The following is a 20520-nucleotide window of genomic DNA, read 5'->3' as shown; positions in this document are numbered from 1 at the left end:
CAGGATAAAATCCGCCAATGCTTTTTTGTGTTTCAGGTTGACACTTTCAAGTGATAACAATTATCATTTACGAAGCAAGAGTAGAGATCATGTAACTCATCGTATACAAGGAGCGAAGAAGGAGAGGTTTGCGATGACTTTAAGTATATTGAATATGGAAATTCATGATCTTTTTGATCAATTTACAGAACGGATAGAGGGGCATGTTGAACATAACCAATGGGAACAGCGGCTTACTATTCCTTCACATATTGGTAAGGGAAGCGTCACCCGTACACGGATTCGTCCAGGTATGGAGATTATGTATACGGACATAACTTACGAACAGGATATGAAGCTCCACATTCAAGAAGCTTGTCCGTTGTTTGAACTAAGCTATAATCTAAGCGGAGAAATCTATTGCGAATGGAACGGCAAGGAAAGTTACACGGATAAACAAATGGGCAATGTCCTTTTTCTAGAGGATGTTCAGGTGTATGAAGAGAAAAAAGCAGGTGTCCCCAATCAATTGCTGGAAATACGGTTTGCTCCTAGTGAACTGCTGAATTACGCCGGAGATTTATCGGAGACACAGCAAATGGAAACCTGGCTTAGACATCATCGTGGAAATATTGATCGTTATCCAGATACTGCGGCAATCCGAAAATGTGTCTCCGAAATGATCCACTGTACCTATCATGGAACATTGAGACGTTTATATATGGAGAGCAAAGCCCTTGAATTTATTGCTTTGTTTGGTGAGTCTGATGGTTACGGTTCTATTAGCGATAGTATGACGCTGCGGCATGATGATATTACTAATCTTAAGCGGGTACATGAATTGGTGCAAATCCATTTCGAACAACCGTTATCTATACGTGAGTTGGCTAAGCGGGTAGGTATCAACGAATTCAAGCTGAAAAAAGGCTTCCGCGAATTATTTGGCATGACGATCTTCGAGCTTGTACGTATAAAAAGGATGGAGAAAGCGCTCTGGTATATGGAGGTTGAAGGTTTGAATATAGGGAAAACAGCTGTTTCGGTCGGATATAGCAATGTCAGCAATTTCACGACGACCTTCCGTAAGCATTATGGCTGCAATCCAAGCGAATACTTAAAACGTATCGAACAACAGAGTTTGGAACGAAACAGGCTGTAGGAAGATTTGTAAATGCAGAAAGCTTAAAGCTTCAAGTGTTAGAACATAGGGTTCGGAATCGAACGTTATCTTCTGCATGCTTGAGGTTTTTTTGTGTTTGCTCCCTTATCAAGGAGTGAACCTCCCTTAACAGGTAGAGAAAAAGACCACTCTAAATGATAATAATTTCATAGATTGCAGATAAAAAGGTGGTCATACAATGGGACAACAACAAGTAGATTCACGCAGGTGGTATGCGCTGGGGGTTATTTTACTGCCAACATTACTTATTTCATTAAATACTTATATGATTCAAGTTGCGCTTCCATCTATGCAATATAGCTTGAACGCAAGCTTTTCGGAAGCACAGCTTATCGTTACCGGATTTTCGCTAGGATTAGCTGTGGCGTTGATTATTAGCGGAAAGCTTGGGGATATATACGGCAGAAAACGGATGTTGATGATCGGGGTGAGCGGGTTTACGGTCATGGCAGTGTTAGGCGGACTGACCTCAGATCCGGCACTTCTGATTGTTATTCGGATTGTGCAGGGATTGGCTGCGGCGCTTATTCAACCTCAGGTTCTATCTACGCTGCAGGTCAGCTTTCTGCCAAAGGAAAAAGGGTTTGTTTTCGGCATTTACGGCGCAATGATTGGCATTGGATTTGCATTCGGATTCATCCTCGGAGGCACTATTGTGAATTGGAATCCGTTCGATCTCGGTTGGCGGACAGTGTTTTTTTTCAATGTGCCATTTGGACTTCTCGTCCTGCTGTTAATGCCGATTGTACCTGAAACACGGGCTGAGCAGGCGCACAGTATTGATTGGACTGGAAGCTTCCTTCTGCTGATCGGTTTGTTCCTGTTGATCTATCCGTTGTCAGAGGGACAAAAACAAGGGTGGCCGTTGTGGATTTTTGGCTGTCTAATGTTAGCTCTTTTCGTGTTGTTTACTTTTATCTGGGTTGAAAATCGAAAGGGAAAGCAGGGGACGTTACCGTTAGTCGATCTGTCTATTTTCAGAGATCGAACATTTAGCGCTGGTCTGGCAACCGTTCTTGTCCTTTATCTAAGTATGTTCTCTTTCTTTTTTATTTTGAGCTATTATATGCAATTTGGTTTGCACTATAGTGTTCAAGATACCAGTATGGTTTTCTTGCCTATAGGGATAGGCTTTTTTCTGACTTCCCTAATCTCTTCTCGAATGGTCAAAAGATGGGGGATGAGTGTACTTAAGATAGGAGCGCTGATGATGGGGAGCTGTAGTCTGCTGCTTATATTAGAGCTAAATGTGGACGTTACGCAGCTGCTAGACCCTCGTAATATCCTAATATTAATGATATATGGTTTCGGTCTCGGAATGGCTACTACACCTCTAGTCAACGTTACGCTTAGTTCAGTACCCACAAAGATCACGGGCACGGGTTCAGGCTTGATCACTACCTTTATGTATTTTGCAAATTCGTTAGGAGTGGCGTTAATCGGTATTTTATTCTCCGCTTCGCTAAAGCATTCTCTTTTGGAAGCAGATCTAGCGGATTATGTAAGGGCGTTTTCCTTCTCATTAGCAGCAATCGGAGGACTTGCTTTTACTGGTTTTCTTTGCCTTTGTTTTTTGCGGGAGCGGAAATTATAGAGGAGGTATCCTGCTTTTTTACGCTGTGAGCAATCTAACAAACGAACGCTCTTCTTAGCTTTATAGTAATACCGAGTGATTGAATTCCATTTAATGTAACTAACTCCAAACTTATCAATGAGAAGGTGCCAGGATGTCCATACTGCAAGTAGAGAATCTCTCGAAAGAATATAAAGGCAAAGGTAAAACGAATCGGTTTCGAGCGCTGAACGGGATTAGTCTTAGTGTGGATAGTGGCGAGTTTGTGGCGATTATGGGACCCTCGGGGAGCGGGAAAACAACACTTTTAAATATACTAAGCGGAATCGACACGGAGTATAGTGGGGTTGTAAGAATTGCAGATACTAGTATAAGTGAGATGTCCAAGAACGAGCTTGCGATTTTTCGCCGGCAGCGTATGGGATTCGTTTTTCAGGATTACAATCTGCTGGATAGTCTGACCCTACGGGAAAATATCATGGTGCCCATGGTGCTGGATGATCAAGAGGTAGAAGATATCAATGCCAAGACAGATGAGATGTTATCGCTATTCGATCTGGATGAGGTGAAGGACAAATATCCTTATATGGTTTCAGGGGGGCAACAGCAGCGGGCGGCGATCAGCAGGGCGATTATAAATCATCCAGATGTGATTTTTGCGGACGAGCCGACGGGGAATTTGGATTCCAAATCCTCGAATACGGTGATGAAGACCTTCGCCAAGCTCAACACTCTAAAAGGAGCAACGATAGTGATGGTCACACATGATCCTTTTGCGGCCAGCTATTGTAATCGGGTGCTTTTTATCAAAGATGGGAAGGCTCTACTAGAGATTGCTAGAGAGAATAAAGAGCGCAGAGCATTTTTGGATCTGATTCTGGAGAACCTGGCCTTTATTGGAGGGGGAGAAGATGACCTTAAGGAGAATGGCATTTCAGATATTTAAGGCGAATCTTAGAAGATATTTGTTATTTTTCCTATGCAGCAGCTTTACGGTCATGAACGTTTTTACATTTTATTCGCTGTACAGTAATCCTGATTTTAATGACCCTTATCAAGTGAATGGGATGGTGTCAGGTAATTTATATGCTCCTTTTTTGGTGATAAGGGTGTTTGCTGTTCTGTTTATTGTATATGCTCAAATGGCCTTTTTAAAATTCAGAAAAAGCGACTTTGGGCTATTAATGGTACTTGGAATGACAAGCCACAATATCCGCAAAATCATTTTGTTCGAGAATAGCATGATCGCTTTAGCCTCGATTCTCACTGGTTTAGGTGCAGGGACAGTTTTCTCCGGTATTTTTTTCTTTATTGTTTCGCTGTTTGTAAATATTGGGGACAGTGCTTTTATACTGACGCCGGATAGTTATCTGTATACCATTAAATTCTTCGCGGTGATTTACATAGTGGTGATTGCAGTCAATTTGCTACTAACTTTGCGATACAGTATTTTACGTCTTTTAAAAGAGTCCAGAACCGCAGAACGCAACCTGATTCATGGGAAAATCACCGGGGTCATCGGAGTTTTACTCTTGGGAATCTCCGTTTATAATATGCTCACTCATTACAACCCTTCCGATGCTCGCATGATGTTAATAAATCTGGGAATTAGTATGTTAGGCGTTTATTTGCTGCTGTCAGGACTTGGGGACTGGTTGAAACTTTTTATATCGCGATCAAGCAAAGCATATCACAAGCACCTGCTGTTTAGTTCCAATTTGATCTATACCCTTGGTCGCTCCAAAATAGTGCTTTCTCTTATCACCTTCCTCGTCTTCATCACGATTTCTCTAAGCGGGATTATTTTTTATTTGACCTGGAATGCTGAGGATATTCCGATTGCAAACAATCCATATGATATTGCCTATTCAGAAGTATTCGGAAAAAATAGCATCTCACCAAAAATACTAAGCGAGATCACGGATCATGGCGCCACGCCGCTGCTTTCACACCAAAAGCTGGAGTATATCGACTTGTTTAATTTCAAAATATTTCTGGACCAGAATATAAACGCATTAATCGGCACTGATTATCATGTGGAGAAAGATCACTTTCTAAATCTGGCCATAGTTGCACAAGGAGAAGAGTGGAAGAATCAAAGACCGGAAATGCCCACCTTTGATTTGATGCTTGCTTCCGGGAAGCATACGCTGTATTCACAAGGTATCCTATTTGACATGGTATTTAACCCTGTGCCGAATCTAATGAATGGTCTTCATATCATTGTAAACGAAGAGGATTATATGGCGCTGAAAGCGGAAAATAAAAAAGCGATCGGTAATCTTCAGCTCCTGAATTTTAAGGATTGGAAAAAAACTGCGGATATAGATGCTAAGTTAAATGCCGCTTTAGCCAAATATAATAAAGACAATACAGAGTCCTGGTATGGCAATGAGCGGCAAGAGGCCCTCGTATTCTCTACGAAGTCTAGAATAAGTGACTATCTACAGTTACAGGAGTCTGGCCGATTTGGAATCTTCGTAATTTCATTTGTTGGTTTAATATTTTTCGGCGCCTCCGGGATAGTGCTGCATTTCAGTATTCAGACCGATTTAGAGCGTGAGCGGATCAAATTCAGGAAGCTGAACAAGATTGGAATTACTTCTAAGGACGTGGCCCGCATTATAGGCGGCCCTTTAAAAGTGCTGTTTTTTCTCCCGTATGCATTAGGTATTGCATTGTCTTCTTTTTATGTTGTTAGTTCTTCCAGGGTTGAAATGTCTACAGCTCTGGAGCCGATGTGGTTTTGTTTGTTAGTAGGCGGAGCGTACCTTTTATTTCAAGTCCTCTTTTATCGTATATACACCAAAATATACACTCACAATATGCTGGCACATATTCAGCTACTCGATATTCCCTTAATAGACCAAAAAGAGATTTCAATTTAATCCCAAATATGATAATATTGGTGCACAAAACGTGGGGGGATTCCATTTGAAAAAGATTTTTTCCAGAATTGCAGTCGCATTAATGATCTTGACCCTTGTTGCGATAGTCACTTGCTTTTATATTGGTGAATTCACCTATGCGTATGGATTAATTTTGGTGCTGTTTTTCGTATTTGCGGGGATGGGGCAGCTCTATAAGCTTAAAAATGATGAGTATATGTACAAAAAACTAAATAACACCGATGAGTATAATGAATATACTAGATGATATAAATTTAACAGAAACTTCTTATGAATAGCCAAACACCCCACTTTAGACAGTGCCTAAAGAGGGGTGTTTTTGTATGTGCCTATGTTTATTTCTTACCGTTGCGTTCAAGAATCATATCTACGAACAGATCAATCTGTGCGGTAATCGCAATCGGATCATAGCGGTAGTAGGTATCAAAATCATTGTAAAATAGATGATCGTTCTTCGCAGCATCAAGTCCGTTCCAAACTGGAGATTCCTTCAGTTCTTTCAGCTTATCCCCTTTTTTGTCAGGATCATAAGTGGTGAGGAACATGTAGTCAGCTGCATATTCTGGCAATAGCTCCATGGACAGCTGCAACGTTTGGTTGTCGTTGCTGTTCTTAGTAGGCATTTTTAGCTTAAGTGCGTTATAAAGGGCTTGTCCACCCCGGCCAGCATTATTTCCGAAGGTCCATAGCTCCCCTTTATCAGTCAGCTCATAGATTCCAAAAGTATCATTTTCATTTACGACACCTTTAAGCTTCTCGCGGCCTTCAGCAGCCTTTTTCTCAAAGTCAGCAATAAATTGTTCAGCTTTGTCAGGCACACCTACAATGTCACCGAACAGTTTAACAGTTTCATAGATATTTGTAGCGGTTCCGTATGGAATATGAATGGTTGGAGCAATTTTGGATAAAGCATCGTAGTTATCATCGTACATAACGACGATCAGGTCAGGTGTAAGTTCCAGAGCTTTCTCGGCGTTAACTGGAGCACCGACATCTTGTGTATTTGTGAGCAGGTCTTTCAAGAAGGGATTATCAAAGGTACTAGGTTCGACACCTACTACATTTGCTCCTACGGAGAGCAACTCCCCACCATAATAATCTGTAATAATCCGTTGTGGTTTTACAGGTATCTGTACAGTACCTTTAGTGGTTTCATAGCTACGCATTTCAGCAGCTGAAGCCTCAGGAGCAGCCGTTGGCTCAGTGCTTGGTGCTGTAGTTGCTTCTGTTGTTGCTGTTGGTTTATTAGATGAAGCATTGTTCGTTCCCCCGCAAGCTGTCACAAATACAGACAATAACATTATGAGTGCCAGGATGGGGAAGAGGGTCTTTCTTTTTAGCATGATAAACCTCCCTATATATATGTACCAATAAATAATAATGAGAATCATTATCATTATTATTTTCAATTTGAACTTTATCAAATCCTAGATTTCCTGTCAATGCAATAAAATAAATGCCTCCTATTAAATCTATCTATTGCCAAACCTAGGAAGGCTCATTTACAATAGCATAGTGATAATGAGAATCAATTTCATAGAAATAAGGTGGCATTCATGAATCAACAGATATCTTCCAAGATTAGACCTAATAAAGGGTCAGCCATACAAGAGTTCCGTTCACGTCCTTGGGCTGCCACGTTAATCTTGGTTGGCGGTCTGGTACTATTAGCACTAGGTATCGCTGTTTCAGTCTCCTTCGGAGCGGCTGATATTAAACTTTCTGTGGTGTGGGCAGCCGTGTTTCACTTTAATCCGGAGATCATGGATCATCAGATTATTAGAGAATTACGATTACCCCGTGTACTTGGCGGGGCCATGATAGGGGCCAGCTTTGCAGTTGCGGGTGCCATTATGCAGGGGATGACCCGAAATCCACTCGCAGATTCAGGTTTGATGGGCATTAACTCAGGCGCAGGATTTGCGCTGGCGCTTTGTTTTGCATTTTTCCCGAACCTATCGTTTATGTATTTGATCCTATATTCCTTTGTTGGTGCCGGAGTAGGGGCTGGGGTTGTGTATGGGGTCGGATCATTGGCCAAGGGAGGGCTGACTCCTGCTCGTCTGGTGCTGGCGGGTGCTGCTTTTAGTGCACTGCTGTCAGCGCTGAGTGAAGGGGTAGCTTTATATTTTCATATTGGGCAAGATTTGGCTTTCTGGTATGCGGGAGGCGTGGCTGGGACGAAATGGATTCAGCTTAAAGTCATGTTCCCTTGGATAGGAGCGGCGTTAATTGGGGCTATGGTATTATCCCGGTCGATTACAATGCTCAGCCTAGGTGACGATGTTGCTAAAGGGCTAGGCCAGCGCACAGGGCTTGTTAAGCTGGCAGGGACTTTAATTGTATTGATTCTGGCTGGATCATCAGTTGCCGTAGTAGGAGCTGTTGGGTTCATTGGACTAATCATTCCCCATTTGACCCGTTTTTTTGTAGGTGTGGATTACAGATGGATCATTCCATGTTCAGCTATTCTCGGCAGTCTGCTTGCAGTATTTGCAGATTTAACAGCGCGGATGATTAATCCCCCTAATGAAACGCCGCTTGGAGCCATTATTGCACTGATCGGTGTACCTTTCTTCCTTTATCTTGCACGTAAAGAAAGGAGGGAACTGTAATGATAGAGAAAACTTCATTCGATTCCTTCCAAGCCGCCAAAAATAAACGTGGCTTAGTTATAATGATTATTTTAGCTGTACTGATTGTTATTGCTTTTATTATTAGTATGAATACAGGATACATACGTTTGACACCTATGGAGCTGCTTAATACGTTATTCGGTAAAGGGACGGATAAGCAAGAGTTAATCTTGTTTCAATTTCGGTTACCGCGTATTGTGATCTCCGTTCTGATAGGCGCAGGTTTGGCTGTATCCGGAGCTGTGATGCAGGGCGTCTTTCGTAATGCTTTGGCCGACCCCGGCATCTTAGGGATTAACGCTGGCGCAGGAATTATGGTTATGCTGTTAATTTCTTTTTATCCAACGGCAACCGCGGCTCCGGTGTATCTGCTGCCTATGGTAGCGTTTGTTGGTGCGGCAATTACTGCTGCCTTGATTTATGTCTTAGCTTATAAACGGCATGAAGGAATAAAACCCATGCGCCTGTTGCTGACCGGTGTAGCGGTTGCAGCTGGAATGAGTGCAGCGATGATCGTGCTGACTCTTCGGCTGGATCCGGAGAAGTATCAGTTTGTGGCTACTTGGCTTGCCGGGAGTATTTGGGGCACAAGCTGGAAGTTTGTACTTTCATTACTACCATGGATCGTAATTCTCGTGCCGTATGTCATCTATAAAGCAAGGGTAATGAACGTCCTTAATTTGGGTGAACAGACAGCCGTAGGACTTGGGGCTGCTGTAACCAAAGAACAATTCCGGCTTCTTGCGGCTGCGGTTGGTCTAGCTGCGGCAAGTGTTGCTGTGAGTGGCGGGATTGGCTTTGTCGGACTTGTCGGCCCCCATTTGGCGAGACGGCTAGTTGGACCCAAACATCAGCTCATGCTGCCAACCTCAGCGCTGCTCGGCTCACTGCTAGTCATTATAGCGGATACCATTGGACGCTGGATCTTACAGCCATCCGAGATCCCCACTGGAATCGTTGTTGCTGTAATTGGAGCGCCATACTTTTTGTATTTGCTAGCCCGTACTAAATCTTGATGAAAGAAGATGGTCACTCACCGGAAGGAGCGAATTTTTACAATGTTGCGTCGTTTTTTTGCTTACTATAGACCCTATAAGGGATTGTTTATTCTTGACTTCTCCTGTGCTATTGCTGCTGCACTGCTGGAACTAGTCTTCCCGCTGGCCGTTAACCGGGTAGTGGATGATATGCTGCCAAGTGGGAATTGGAAATGGATTCTCTATTCTTGCCTCGGTTTGCTGGGGATCTATATCGTCAGCGCCTTTATGCATTTTGTGGTCACTTATTGGGGGCATAAGCTGGGGATTAATATCGAGTCGGATATGAGAAAAAAGCTGTTTGATCGTGTACAGAAGCTCTCTTTCAACTTCTTCGATAATAATAAAACAGGCCATTTGGTCTCACGGATGACAAATGATCTGATGGACATCGGTGAGATTGCCCACCATGGTCCTGAAGATTTATTCATAGCAGTGATGACGCTGCTGGGTGTATTCGGTATCATGCTTAGCATTAATTGGCAATTAGCGATTCTGACCTTTGTAATTGTCCCGCTGATGATTTATTTATCCATGTACTTCAGTCGCAAAATGTCAAAAGCGTTCCACATCATGTTCGCGGACATTGCTGACTATAACGCACGCGTAGAGAACAATGTAAGCGGGATTCGTGTTGTGCAAGCTTTTGCTAATGAGAATCATGAAATTTCCCGCTTTGCAGTTAATAACGAACGCTTCCGTATTACGAAGCTAATGACCTACCGAATTATGGCTTGGAATTCATCCTTTAGCTTTGTGCTCATGAAGCTGGTCTCGTTATTCGTTCTTGTGTGCGGAACCTATTTTGTAATCCAGAAGCAGATGACCTACGGTGAATTTATTGCCTTTGTGATGTTGTCTAATGTCTTCTTAGGACCTTTGCAACAGATTAACTCGGTCATTGAGACCTATCCTAAAGGGATCGCTGGTTTCAAACGTTATCTTGAACTGCTGGAGACGGAGCCAGATGTTGATGACGCAAAAGACGCTAAGCCAGTGTCTCATCTGTCAGGGAATATAACCTTCCAGGATGTAGCTTTTGCTTATAGTGATAAAGAAAAGGTGCTAACCAATGTGAACTTATCGATTTCAGCAGGAGAGACCGTTGCGCTTGTGGGTCCATCCGGTGCTGGTAAGACAACACTTTGCAGCTTGCTGCCACGCTTTTACGATGTAAGCGAAGGCAACATCTCTATTGATGGAATAGATATTCGCTCCATGACGTTAGAATCACTTCGTTCCCATATCGGGATTGTACAACAAGATGTATTCCTGTTTGACGGAACTATCCGTGAGAACATTGCTTACGGCAGATTGGGAGCTTCCGATGAAGAAATCTGGGAGGCTGCAGGGCGCGCTCAGCTGGAAGAACTGATTAAATCTCAGCCCGCCGGGCTGGATACAATGATCGGAGAGAGAGGCGTCAAGCTTTCTGGCGGCCAGAAGCAGAGGTTGTCCATCGCCCGGATGTTCTTGAAGAATCCGACAATTCTCATTCTGGACGAAGCTACATCAGCACTGGATACTGAAACGGAGTCCGCTATACAAGAGGCGCTCGCAGAGTTGTCTGAGGGACGCACAACACTTGTTATTGCTCATCGCCTTGCAACGATCAGAAATGCGGACCGGATTGTTGTCGTTGCGGAAGGTGGCATCGCAGAACAAGGTAAGCATGAGGAACTGCTGCAGACTGCCGGAATTTACAGCCGATTGCATGAAGCGCAGTTTGGAGCTTAAGTAGCTGAAGGGATCACTAGAATATAATTTTGGAGGGACACAATGAATAAACAACTGGAATTATACGATGTAACCATTATTGGTGGCGGACCTGCTGGGATGTATACAGCTTTTTATAGCGGAATGAGAGACTTGAAGACAAAGCTAATTGAAGCGAAGGATGAGCTCGGAGGAAGAATGCTTATCTATCCCGAAAAAATGATCTGGGATGTAGGAGGCGTAACCCCAACTCTTTGTCATCAACTAATCGGTCAGCTCAAGGAGCAGGCTCAAACCTTCGATCCGACTATTGTGCTGGGTCAGCAAATTATGAATCAAGAGAGACAAGAGGATGGAACGTACATCCTGACCTCTTCTACTGGGGAACAACATTGGACCCGCACAGTTATTTTGGCCATTGGTTACGGAATTCTGCAGATGGCAAAGCTTGAAATTGAAGGTGCAGATCGTTATGAGGTGACAAATCTTCATTATACCGTTCAAGAGCTGGAGCCGTTCCGCGGTAAAAGAGTGTTAATCTCCGGTGGAGGCAACTCCGCAGTAGATTGGGCGAATGAATTGGAGCCTATCGCTGCAAGTGTGACGATTGCACATCGTCGTGAACAGTTTGGCGGGCATGAGAAAAACATTGTACGGATGAAGGAATCCTCAGTCAATGTCCGTGCGCCATATGCAGTAAGCCAATTACACAGCAGTAATGGTGAAACGATAGATCAGGTTACGATCAGTCATATAGAGACAGGTGAAACAGAGCAGTTTGAAGTGGATGCTGTCATTGTGAATCATGGTCTGAAAAGCGATTTTGGTCCGTTAAAAGAATGGGGCCTTGATATGGGCGAATGGTGTGCGAATGTAACTGATAAGCTAGAGACTAATCTTCCGGGTATATTCGCAGCAGGTGACTTTGTGGATTATGCAAGCAAGGTTCGTTTGATCGCAGGTACTTTCACTGATGCGGCTCTGGCGCTTAATAGCGCTAAGCTGTACATAGACCCAACCGCGGCCAAAGTCGCTTACGTATCTTCTCACAATGAACGGTTCAAAGAGAAGAATAAAGCGCTTGGAGTCGTTGACGACCACTAAGGATAGAGGCTTTTCAAACCATAAAATCTGAAGTTTTATATAAGGCGTATAGGGGATCTTATCCATTTCGAGCGGAGAGGAACCTTATACGCTTGCTTTATATTTTATGAGTTATTAAGTCTAGAAGTCTGGAAGGGAGCAGGAATGAAGCTATCTAATAATAACCCGGTTCATAGAATTTATCTGTTAAAAGAGGCAGGAAAACGCCAATGCGGCGGCGGTCACATTAGTAAACCCCAGATTGCCCAGTCCCCACTCTTCCTGACACCAATAGAAGCTATCGTTCAAATAACCATAGAAGGAGAGACAGTAGCTCTTAAAAATGGTGAAATTCTTTTTCTAAGCGCAGGTGCGACTTATCAAATTAATGCTCCATTAGAGACCGTTATCTCTGTTCTAGCAATCTCCTATGAGGTATATGGGCTAAGTAATAGCACGGAGCAAGAATTGGTCTATGGACTTTGCCGTGAAATTTTTCCGGTCAATGGGATTTTACCTATACGTACGACGAATAAAATAACCCGCTTATTCAGCGAATTGGAAGACGTTGCTGCCAATAATTTAGAAACACAGGCAGATAGAATTCAATCCTTGCTGCATCAGCTACATCAATTGGTCGTAGAGGCTGATGCTGAAGCAGACATTACGGATAGTTCATATTTCAGAATGCTCTCTTTTATCCACCAGAATTTGCAAAGGGAGATTACGCGGGAGATGATGTCTCGAATGATGGGCTTCAATCCTCGTTATTTCTCAGTATGGTTCCGCAAGCAGACGGGTTGGAGCTTCACCGAATATGTAGCGCATTTAAGAGTAAATAAAGCGAAAAAACACTTGATGTCCAGCAAAGCAACCATACAGGAAATTTCGCAAAAAGTAGGCTATACAGATGGACTATATCTGAGCCGGAAATTCAAGCAAGTCACCGGGATGACCCCAACAGAGTTCCGTTTGCGTCCCAAACCAAAGCGGATAGTAGCGTTGCAATTTTTAGGGGATTTACTTGCGCTGGGTGTGAAGCCTGTCGCGGTTGAAGAAGATGTGATGAATTACTCCTTGCTTTTGCTGCCGGAACTGGCGGGTGTACGATCATTTGAGTTGCAGGGATGTCCGGAGGAAGCAGAATGGCCTGGGCTGGAAGCCGATTTAGTTATTGCACCAACCTATCTGAGCCCCCGTCAGCTTAAATGCATGGAGAAGTTGGGTCCACTAGTTACGGTAGAGTGTGATAAAATGGACCGCTTGGAACAGATTCGTTTATTCGGCAGACTGCTGGGAGAAGAGGAGCGGGCAGAGGCATGGATAAGGCACTATCATTTGAAAATAGATTTGGCCAAGCAGCGCTTGTCCTCACTAATTGAATCTGGTGAAACGGTAGCGGTGTATGAGATCAGGCAAGATAACAGTATCTATATCTGGAATCATACAGCCCGCGGGGTGTACAATCTGTATCCAATGCTGGGGTTAACTCCACCGGACAAGGTAAGGTCAGATGTTCTGGAGCGGAATGATCATTTATGCATCTCACTGTCGGAATTACCAATATACGCGGCTGACCATATGTTTGTGGTTGTATCAGGACAAGAGGACTGGATGTCGAGGACACGTAAACGGATTAGTAAAAGTGCGGTTTGGCGCAATCTTCCAGCATTCAGGAATGAACGCATATATTACCTGAAGCTTGAGGAATTTTGGGGCAGCGAAGGGCTTGCGCTCGAACGCCAATTGGAGATACAGACAGATTTGTTAACCGGCCATAATTTAAGCTGACAATCGTCCATAGCAAAATTGATGTATTAGCGTGTATATATGTTTTCCCGCGGAGACGGTATATTAAACAAAGATCTAAATGATATTGATTATCAATATCATAATAATATAAAGTCTCAAGGGGGATTTACATTGTACAAAATAATATCGTTAGGAAAAACAAGCTTGATAGCCATTATGCTTACGCTGGTGCTGCTGTTGAGCGCATGCGGACAAGCAGCTAATCAGGGGAATGCTCCAGCTAGCACGTCGGCTGAAGTGGCTAAAAGCACTAATGATTCTGTAGTTGCCAGCTCGGAGCCGGCTGCTGATGCAGAGTACTGGACATACGAAAGCGATAAAGGCCCGGTGCAGATTCCACGCAATCCACAAAGAGTTGTGATCCCGGTACAAGACTTTATTGGTGATCTTCTGACGCTTGGCGTGACGCCCATTGCCGTTGCCGGGAATGACATCTTGAACCATCCATATTTCAAAGAGGCACTGACCGGTGTTGAAGTAGTAGGCGATGACATGACGGTGTCCCTGGAGAAAATAACGAGCCTCGAACCGGACTTGATTATCACCTATCAGGAAGATACCTATGAGCAAATCTCTAAGATTGCTCCAACGGTCTTTATTCCTTGGGGCAAATATGACTATAAAGAACGATTGATCGAGATCGGGAAAATCTTGAACAAGGAGCAGCAGGCTGTAAAGTGGGTGGCGGATTTCAATCAGAAGCTGGAAGCGAAGAAAGCGGAATTGTCTGATCTGATCGCAGCTGATAAAAAAGTGGCGATCTTTGAAATTGCCGGTAAAGAGCTGTATTTATATGGTTCGTCATATGGGCGTGGTGGAGAGATTATATATAACGGATTGGGGCTGCATGCACCTGATCTTGTCCAAGAGGCAGCCTTTAAAGAAGGCTGGGCTTCCCTCTCACTCGAAGCGTTGCCCGAGTACTTAGGAGAAGCTGATTATATCTTCCAAGGCTTCAGCCGTGGTGTGGAGCAGGATAAGCTGGACATTCTGGACAGTGTCTTCTGGCAAAGCCTACCTGCTGTTAAGGCGGGTCATGTATTCACCTACGATCTTAAAACTTATTATCTCTCCGATGCTTATGCGCTGGACAAGCAGCTGGATGAGATAGTTACGTTGCTGAAGTCTCTTCAATAAGTTAATTTCAAAAGAGTAAAAGGGGATGTTCGCGGAGCTATAGTAGCTCAGGGACATCCCTTTTGCGTATTCATTTTTCAATCTAAGGCAGATTACAAATTCCATTAGTTGCATAAAAAAGCAATCAAGAACAAATAGTATGGGCAGGAGGTGTTGATTATGGAACCCTTGAACTCTACTATTTTGGACGATAATCTTAAAGAGCTTCAAGAAAGACTTGGCCATAGCCCTGATATTGTTATTCGTAGAATTAAATCCACCACCACACAGGTTGAGGTAGCTGCTGTATATATTGAGGGGTTAATAGAAAAATTGATGGTCAATGAGTTCGTGGAGCATGCGATGTCGTTCGATAAGCTAAGTGAAGAAAACCCAGTGATCACATCGGCTGAGGACATCTTTTTGTATATGAAAGAATTGGCGAGAGGGATCGGAGAAGAACAGACAGTTGGAGATTGGGATGTGCTTTTTGAGGCTTTATTCTCTGGAGATACCATTCTTTGGATAGACGGGATAAGGGAAGCAATCAGAGGGAATACAAGCGGCGGTGAGGTTAGAACGGTATCGGACGCTACAACTCAAGTAGCCATTCGTGGCTCCAAGGAAGGCTTCACGGAATCTATTGGGACGAATATCTCTCTGGTACGCAGGAAAATAAAAAGCCCTAATCTCTGGGTGGAGTCGATGAAGATAGGTGACGTAACCCAAACGAATGTATCTATTATGTATATCCATGGGATCGTCAATGATAATACCTTACATGAGCTTAGAACTAAGCTGCAAAGTATTGATATAGACGGGATTCTGGAATCTGGATACATTGAGCAATTTTTAGAAGACACTCCCTTTTCCCCATTCCCAACACTATACAATACTGAACGTCCTGACAGTGTGGCTGGAAATCTTTTAGAAGGACGAGTTGCTATTTTTGTGGATGGAACCCCGTTTGTGCTGATTGCACCCACTACCTTTTTTATGTTTTTACATGCAGTTGAAGATTACTACCAGCGTTATGATATTACGACTTTGATTCGAGTATTGAGATTTATTTGCCTTATTATTTCGTTATTTGGCCCAGCACTCTTTATTGCGATTCTGAATTTTCATCAAGAAATGATCCCAACAGCCCTACTTATTAATTTCGCTTCGCAAAGGGAGGGGGTTCCATTTCCGGCCTTTATTGAGGCTATGCTGATGGAATTTACCTTTGAGATTATACGTGAAGCAGGAATTCGTATGCCATCCCCTATAGGTCAAACTGTATCGATTATCGGCGGCTTAGTGTTGGGTCAGGCAGCGGTGCAAGCGGGTATTGTCTCACCTGCAATGGTTATTGTAGTTTCACTTACAGGAATATCCAGCTTTGCTACTCCTGCTTTTAATATGGCTCTTTCCATACGCATCTTGCGTTTCATCATTATGTTTATTGCAGCCTTTATGGGGCTTTATGGAATAACGATCTTTACTTTTATTATGGTTGCTCATATGTGTAGCTTGAAATCGCTGGGATTTCCCTATATGTCTCCGTTTGGCCCTTTTATCGCTGAGAATCAGAAGGATTCCATCCTGCGCGTGCCTTTGAAATATATGAGAACTCGGCCGCGTCTTGTTAGCCAAAAGAATAATACTCGACTTAAGGTGAATGATGGAAAGCCGGGTAGTGGCAAATGAAGATCGGATGGATGATGCGTTCATTTATTTGTATATGCTGCTTAATGTTGCTGACAAGCTGCTGGAACAGTAGGGAATTAAACAATTTAGGCATTGTGACTGGTATAGGCGTGGATAAAGTACCGAATAAAGAGGAATATCATGTTACTTTTCAGATTGTGAATCCATCCTCAACAGCTACAAGTGCAGGAGCTAGCACCGGACAACCCACGGTCACTATTTATTCTTCTACGGACCGTACGATCTTTGGCGCTTTTCGCAAGACTTCAAAAAAGGCGGCAAGACAGATGTTTTTTGCACACACGCAGCTATTAGTTTTAGGCGAATCTACAGTGAAGAGCGGTATTGATGGGATTTTTGACATCTTTGAAAGGTCCCATGAGCTGCGGCTCAACACGAATGTTATTGTAGCCAGAGATACGGAAGCATCCTCTATTCTGAAACTATTACTTCCAGTAGAAAGCCTGCCTGCAATAGGGATTATTAAAAAGAGTAAAAATACCGCTAGAATATATGGAGAAAGCCGGGATATCAATGTTTTTGAGCTAATTAATGGTCTCAGTGGAGAAGGGTCAGTAGTGATATCCGGAGCCAGAATTCTTGGAGACGCTGAAGAAGGAGCTAAAAAATCCGGGATGGAGCAAACTAAAGTAAAAGCACTTGTCACAATGAGCGGGCTTAGCGTATTGAAAAAAGGGGTTCTTCAGGGATGGCTGGATGGACCTCTTGCCCGGGGGGCACTGTGGGTACAGAACAAGATTAATGAAACCAGTATTAATGTAGATTCAGATGAGGTTAAGGATTCGATAGCCGTGAATATTAATCATTCAAAAACAAAAATTAAGATTGAACTCCGCAATAAAGTACCCGTCATTCATGTAAATGTTGTGGAAGAGGGGACACTTAGTGAGGCTCAGAGTTATATTGAGCTAAGTAATAGAGAGGTAATTGTTCAATTGGAACAACAAGTGGCTCTTAAAACTAAACAGGAAATAACCCAAGCCTTACAGGCTGCTCAAACTATGAAATGCGATATTTTTAATTTCGGGAATGAACTGAAGCGTATAAACCCAAAAGCGTGGGAGACCGTTAAGGACAATTGGGAGTCAGTGTTCGCCGAAGCGGAAGTAGACGTTTCTGTGGAAGCATATATTCGCAGTGTAGGAATGAGGTTAGAGCCAAAATTGTTAAAGGAAAAATGACAGGGTTCAGTGAGAAAGGTGGGAGAAGGCCACTTTATGAAAAAAGAAACCATCAGCGCGAGTCAATTATTTGCTTTGATTTTTTTGTTTGAATTGGGAACGGCCCTTGTGGTACCGATTGGACTTGAAAGTGGCCATGCTGTCTGGATTGCTATTCTGTTAGCTTTGCCCGGTGGACTTCTTTTGTATTTAATTTATGTTTATTTATACCGGCAATATCCGGGCATGATTATTAGCGGGTATACAAGAAAGATACTGGGCAATGTTATAGGCTGGCCGTTAAGCTTAACATACATTCCAATCCTTCTCTTCAATGGCTCCCGAAATCTGCATGAATCAGGTGAGTTGTTAATAGCTGCTTCTTACGACAGAACACCCGTGTTCATCATTTATGCAATGATGGTTGTTGCGGTAATTTACATCTTAAATAAGGGGATTGAGGTGTTTGCGCGGGCGGCTGAGATTTATATGCTGATTATAATATTGTTGGGCTTGACCAGTTGCTTTTTGGTTATTGCCGCCGGACTTGTAAAACTAGATAACTTGTTTCCGTTACAGGCCTCGGATTGGAAGAATGCATTAAAATCAGCCTATCTGAATATATGGCTATTTCCGTTCGGGGAGATGGTATGTTTCACTACGATTTTACCTCATATCAAAAAAACCAAGGTAGCAAAAAGAACCGGAATCATCGCAATGACTTTATGCGGATTATTACTCAGTTTTACCCATGCAATCGAAATATCCGTTCTAGGAACAGAAATCTACAGTAGAGCCAATTTTCCGATGTTCACTACGATAACGTTAGTAAACCTGGCCAATTTCATTCAACGTTTGGACGCGCTTGTGCTCTTAACCTTAATCATTGGAGTATTTTTTAAAATGTCAGTATATTGCTATGCTGCAATGGTAGTCACTGCAGATCTATTCAAGGTGCAAGACAGCAGGAAGCTCGCTGTTCCCGTTGGTATTGTTGTTTTGTTCGGGGCTTTTATTAGTTCAGCGAATTATCCGATACATATGGACGAAGGAAGGATATTTCTGAAATATATTTTGCCGTATTTCTGTGCCGCTGTACCTATTCTCTTGTTTATCGTTCATTACATCCGCAGAAAATTAGGAAGCATAGGTTAGTTTATTTTATTTGATGGATTTATTGCTTCTATTTCGGATAGAGGATGTAATTGTATTAACAAAAGGTAAGGAGATAAAAACGAGCATAGTTATTGATTCCTGTATGCTTGTAGCTGCAAAGGAGTCATAGATCGTCCGCATTGAAGCGGTGAGGGTTTCTCCTGATAAAAGGTCGATGATTACTGCCATCAGCAACCCCATAAAAGCAAGCATGAAATATAGTGATAGTAATTTCATAATGATCAACTCCATTTGCTAGATTAACCTTAGGCTAAATGTATTATTACCTCTTGAGTGTTTTTGTAGTCAAAAGACATAACAAATCCCCTACTGCTCCAACGTTGTTGGAAGCAGTAGGGGATTCTAATTTAAGCGCATTTTATTGTGTAAGCCAAGCAGCCAGCTCTTCGGTCTGGGATAACACGGCAATTGGATCATAGTACCAGGAACGTTCTTCTTTCCATACATAGAGATGGCCATTTTTTACAGCGGGTAGGCTACTCCAGATTGGATCAGCTTTGTATTCAGCTTCTGTACGGTTATTGGAAGTTAAGATAATATAGTCTCCTGCGTATTTAGCGAGTGCCTCTGTAGAGATTTCCGCCCATTGCTTCTCCATAATTTCTGCGGCCACAGCTGTAGGGGGCTTGCGACCCAGCGCCTGATAGACAGGCTGTCCGCCTCGGCCAAAGTTATCGCCATAGGCCCAAATGGATTTGCCGCCGTCTTCCATGATGGAAAACGTTGCATCTGCAGGGAGTACTTTGTCTACTTTGGCTTTAGCTTCAGCTATCCGTTTGTCGTAATCTGCAAGCCAGCTTTTGGCTTCCTCTTCTTTACCAAGGAGTTCTCCGAAATAGGTTAATTCGGCATGAGCATCTTTCAGATCACCATATGGCACAACGATGGTTGGAGCAATTTTGCTTAGTGCTTCATAGCTTTCAGCTTGTCCAGAAATAATCAAATCAGGATTAAGTGCGATGATTTTTTCAGGTGACATTTTGCCGTAAGTTCCAGTGTCTGCAACTCCAGTAAGTGCCTCCTTAAAATACATATTCTCCAGTGTTAATCCGGGAGCACCAACAGGGATGGTATCTAGCGCAATCAGACTGCCCAGATATTCCTCAGCGACAATCCTTTTAGGTTGAACAGGGATTTCAATATCACCATTTATAGTAGTGACCTTTTTAAGAGCAGCCGTTTCCGTTGTTTCTGTTGGTTGACTAGTTTCGGTAGGTGCTGTAGTAGCCGATGATGTGTTGCTGGTGTTACTGCCTGTATTCCCCACAGAATTATTGGAATTCCCGCAAGCTGATATGACTAGAATTAATGCCAGCATGAGGGGAAAAAGAAGCCAATGGGATTGTTTGGTGCTATTTTTTCCTGGATTATGCAATTTGTTGTTCCTCCTATGTATATTGATTATCATTCTCAATAAGAACTTTACAAGC

General features: G+C 43.0%; 17 protein-coding genes. 14 read left to right on the top strand and 3 right to left on the bottom strand.

From position 1 onward, the window contains the following. The first annotated feature begins 133 nt into the window (after positions 1–133). The 5 genes from NSQ91_RS22095 (at position 134) to NSQ91_RS22075 (ending at position 5888) form a co-directional block, all read left to right on the top strand. The gene (locus NSQ91_RS22095; protein ID WP_076304007.1) at positions 134–1138 is read left to right on the top strand and encodes an AraC family transcriptional regulator; all 1005 of its coding nucleotides are present in this window, start codon (positions 134–136) and stop codon (positions 1136–1138) included. A 199-nt stretch (positions 1139–1337) separates the two neighbouring features. Beyond that, positions 1338–2753: an MFS transporter gene (locus NSQ91_RS22090; RefSeq protein ID WP_076304008.1), complete on the top strand. Its 1416-nt coding sequence runs from the start codon at positions 1338–1340 to the stop codon at positions 2751–2753. A 133-nt stretch (positions 2754–2886) separates the two neighbouring features. Next, a complete protein-coding gene (locus NSQ91_RS22085) occupies positions 2887–3678 on the top strand; it encodes an ABC transporter ATP-binding protein (protein ID WP_076304009.1) in 792 nt (263 codons plus the stop codon). Next, on the top strand, positions 3644–5620 hold the full coding sequence (locus NSQ91_RS22080) for an FtsX-like permease family protein (protein WP_076304010.1): 1977 nt from the start codon (positions 3644–3646) through the stop codon (positions 5618–5620). Before NSQ91_RS22085 ends, NSQ91_RS22080 begins: the two co-directional genes overlap by 35 nt. Positions 5621–5666: 46 nt before the next feature. Continuing rightward, positions 5667–5888 carry a hypothetical protein gene (locus NSQ91_RS22075; RefSeq protein WP_042190339.1) on the top strand — a complete coding sequence of 74 codons (222 nt, stop codon included), beginning with the start codon at positions 5667–5669 and terminating at the stop codon, positions 5886–5888. A gap of 88 nt (positions 5889–5976) precedes the next feature. On the opposite strand, the gene NSQ91_RS22070 is transcribed toward NSQ91_RS22075, so the two are convergent. Further along, entirely contained in the window at positions 5977–6984 is a 1008-nt protein-coding gene (locus NSQ91_RS22070) for an ABC transporter substrate-binding protein (protein ID WP_076129505.1), read from the bottom strand. 213 nt (positions 6985–7197) lie between these two features. Here NSQ91_RS22070 and NSQ91_RS22065 point away from each other — a divergent pair, with 213 nt between their 5' ends. The 9 genes from NSQ91_RS22065 (at position 7198) to NSQ91_RS22025 (ending at position 19069) form a co-directional block, all read left to right on the top strand. Then, entirely contained in the window at positions 7198–8256 is a 1059-nt protein-coding gene (locus NSQ91_RS22065; RefSeq protein ID WP_076129506.1) for a FecCD family ABC transporter permease, read from the top strand. 62 nt (positions 8257–8318) lie between these two features. Then, positions 8319–9293 carry a FecCD family ABC transporter permease gene (locus tag NSQ91_RS22060; protein WP_370510750.1) on the top strand — a complete coding sequence of 325 codons (975 nt, stop codon included), beginning with the start codon at positions 8319–8321 and terminating at the stop codon, positions 9291–9293. 42 nt (positions 9294–9335) lie between these two features. Next, positions 9336–11051 (top strand): ABC transporter ATP-binding protein, encoded by a 1716-nt coding sequence (locus NSQ91_RS22055; RefSeq protein WP_076104415.1) that lies wholly within the window; start codon positions 9336–9338, stop codon positions 11049–11051. 42 nt (positions 11052–11093) lie between these two features. After that, on the top strand, positions 11094–12134 hold the full coding sequence (locus tag NSQ91_RS22050; protein ID WP_076129508.1) for an NAD(P)/FAD-dependent oxidoreductase: 1041 nt from the start codon (positions 11094–11096) through the stop codon (positions 12132–12134). Between the two features lie 144 nt (positions 12135–12278). Continuing rightward, positions 12279–13904: a helix-turn-helix domain-containing protein gene (locus NSQ91_RS22045; protein WP_076129509.1), complete on the top strand. Its 1626-nt coding sequence runs from the start codon at positions 12279–12281 to the stop codon at positions 13902–13904. Between the two features lie 132 nt (positions 13905–14036). Then, positions 14037–15062, top strand: coding sequence for an iron-hydroxamate ABC transporter substrate-binding protein (locus NSQ91_RS22040; RefSeq protein WP_254848702.1), 1026 nt, complete (start codon positions 14037–14039; stop codon positions 15060–15062). Between the two features lie 159 nt (positions 15063–15221). Then, positions 15222–16733 (top strand): spore germination protein, encoded by a 1512-nt coding sequence (locus NSQ91_RS22035; protein ID WP_076304011.1) that lies wholly within the window; start codon positions 15222–15224, stop codon positions 16731–16733. Beyond that, a complete protein-coding gene (locus NSQ91_RS22030; RefSeq protein WP_076278365.1) occupies positions 16730–17935 on the top strand; it encodes a Ger(x)C family spore germination protein in 1206 nt (401 codons plus the stop codon). Before NSQ91_RS22035 ends, NSQ91_RS22030 begins: the two co-directional genes overlap by 4 nt. Before the next feature lie 36 nt (positions 17936–17971). Further along, positions 17972–19069 carry a GerAB/ArcD/ProY family transporter gene (locus NSQ91_RS22025; RefSeq protein WP_076127405.1) on the top strand — a complete coding sequence of 366 codons (1098 nt, stop codon included), beginning with the start codon at positions 17972–17974 and terminating at the stop codon, positions 19067–19069. A gap of 6 nt (positions 19070–19075) precedes the next feature. Here NSQ91_RS22025 and NSQ91_RS22020 read toward each other — a convergent pair whose 3' ends face one another. Then, on the bottom strand, positions 19076–19306 hold the full coding sequence (locus NSQ91_RS22020) for a hypothetical protein (protein ID WP_076127617.1): 231 nt from the start codon (positions 19304–19306) through the stop codon (positions 19076–19078). 142 nt (positions 19307–19448) lie between these two features. Next, positions 19449–20408 (bottom strand): ABC transporter substrate-binding protein, encoded by a 960-nt coding sequence (locus NSQ91_RS22015; protein WP_254848703.1) that lies wholly within the window; start codon positions 20406–20408, stop codon positions 19449–19451. Positions 20409–20520 lie beyond the last annotated feature (112 nt).

Source organism: Paenibacillus sp. FSL R7-0048 (assembly GCF_038004505.1).
Classification (GTDB): domain Bacteria; phylum Bacillota; class Bacilli; order Paenibacillales; family Paenibacillaceae; genus Paenibacillus_AQ; species Paenibacillus_AQ odorifer.
Note: the sequence above shows the minus strand (reverse complement) of the source record. Positions and strands in the feature narration are given on the sequence as shown.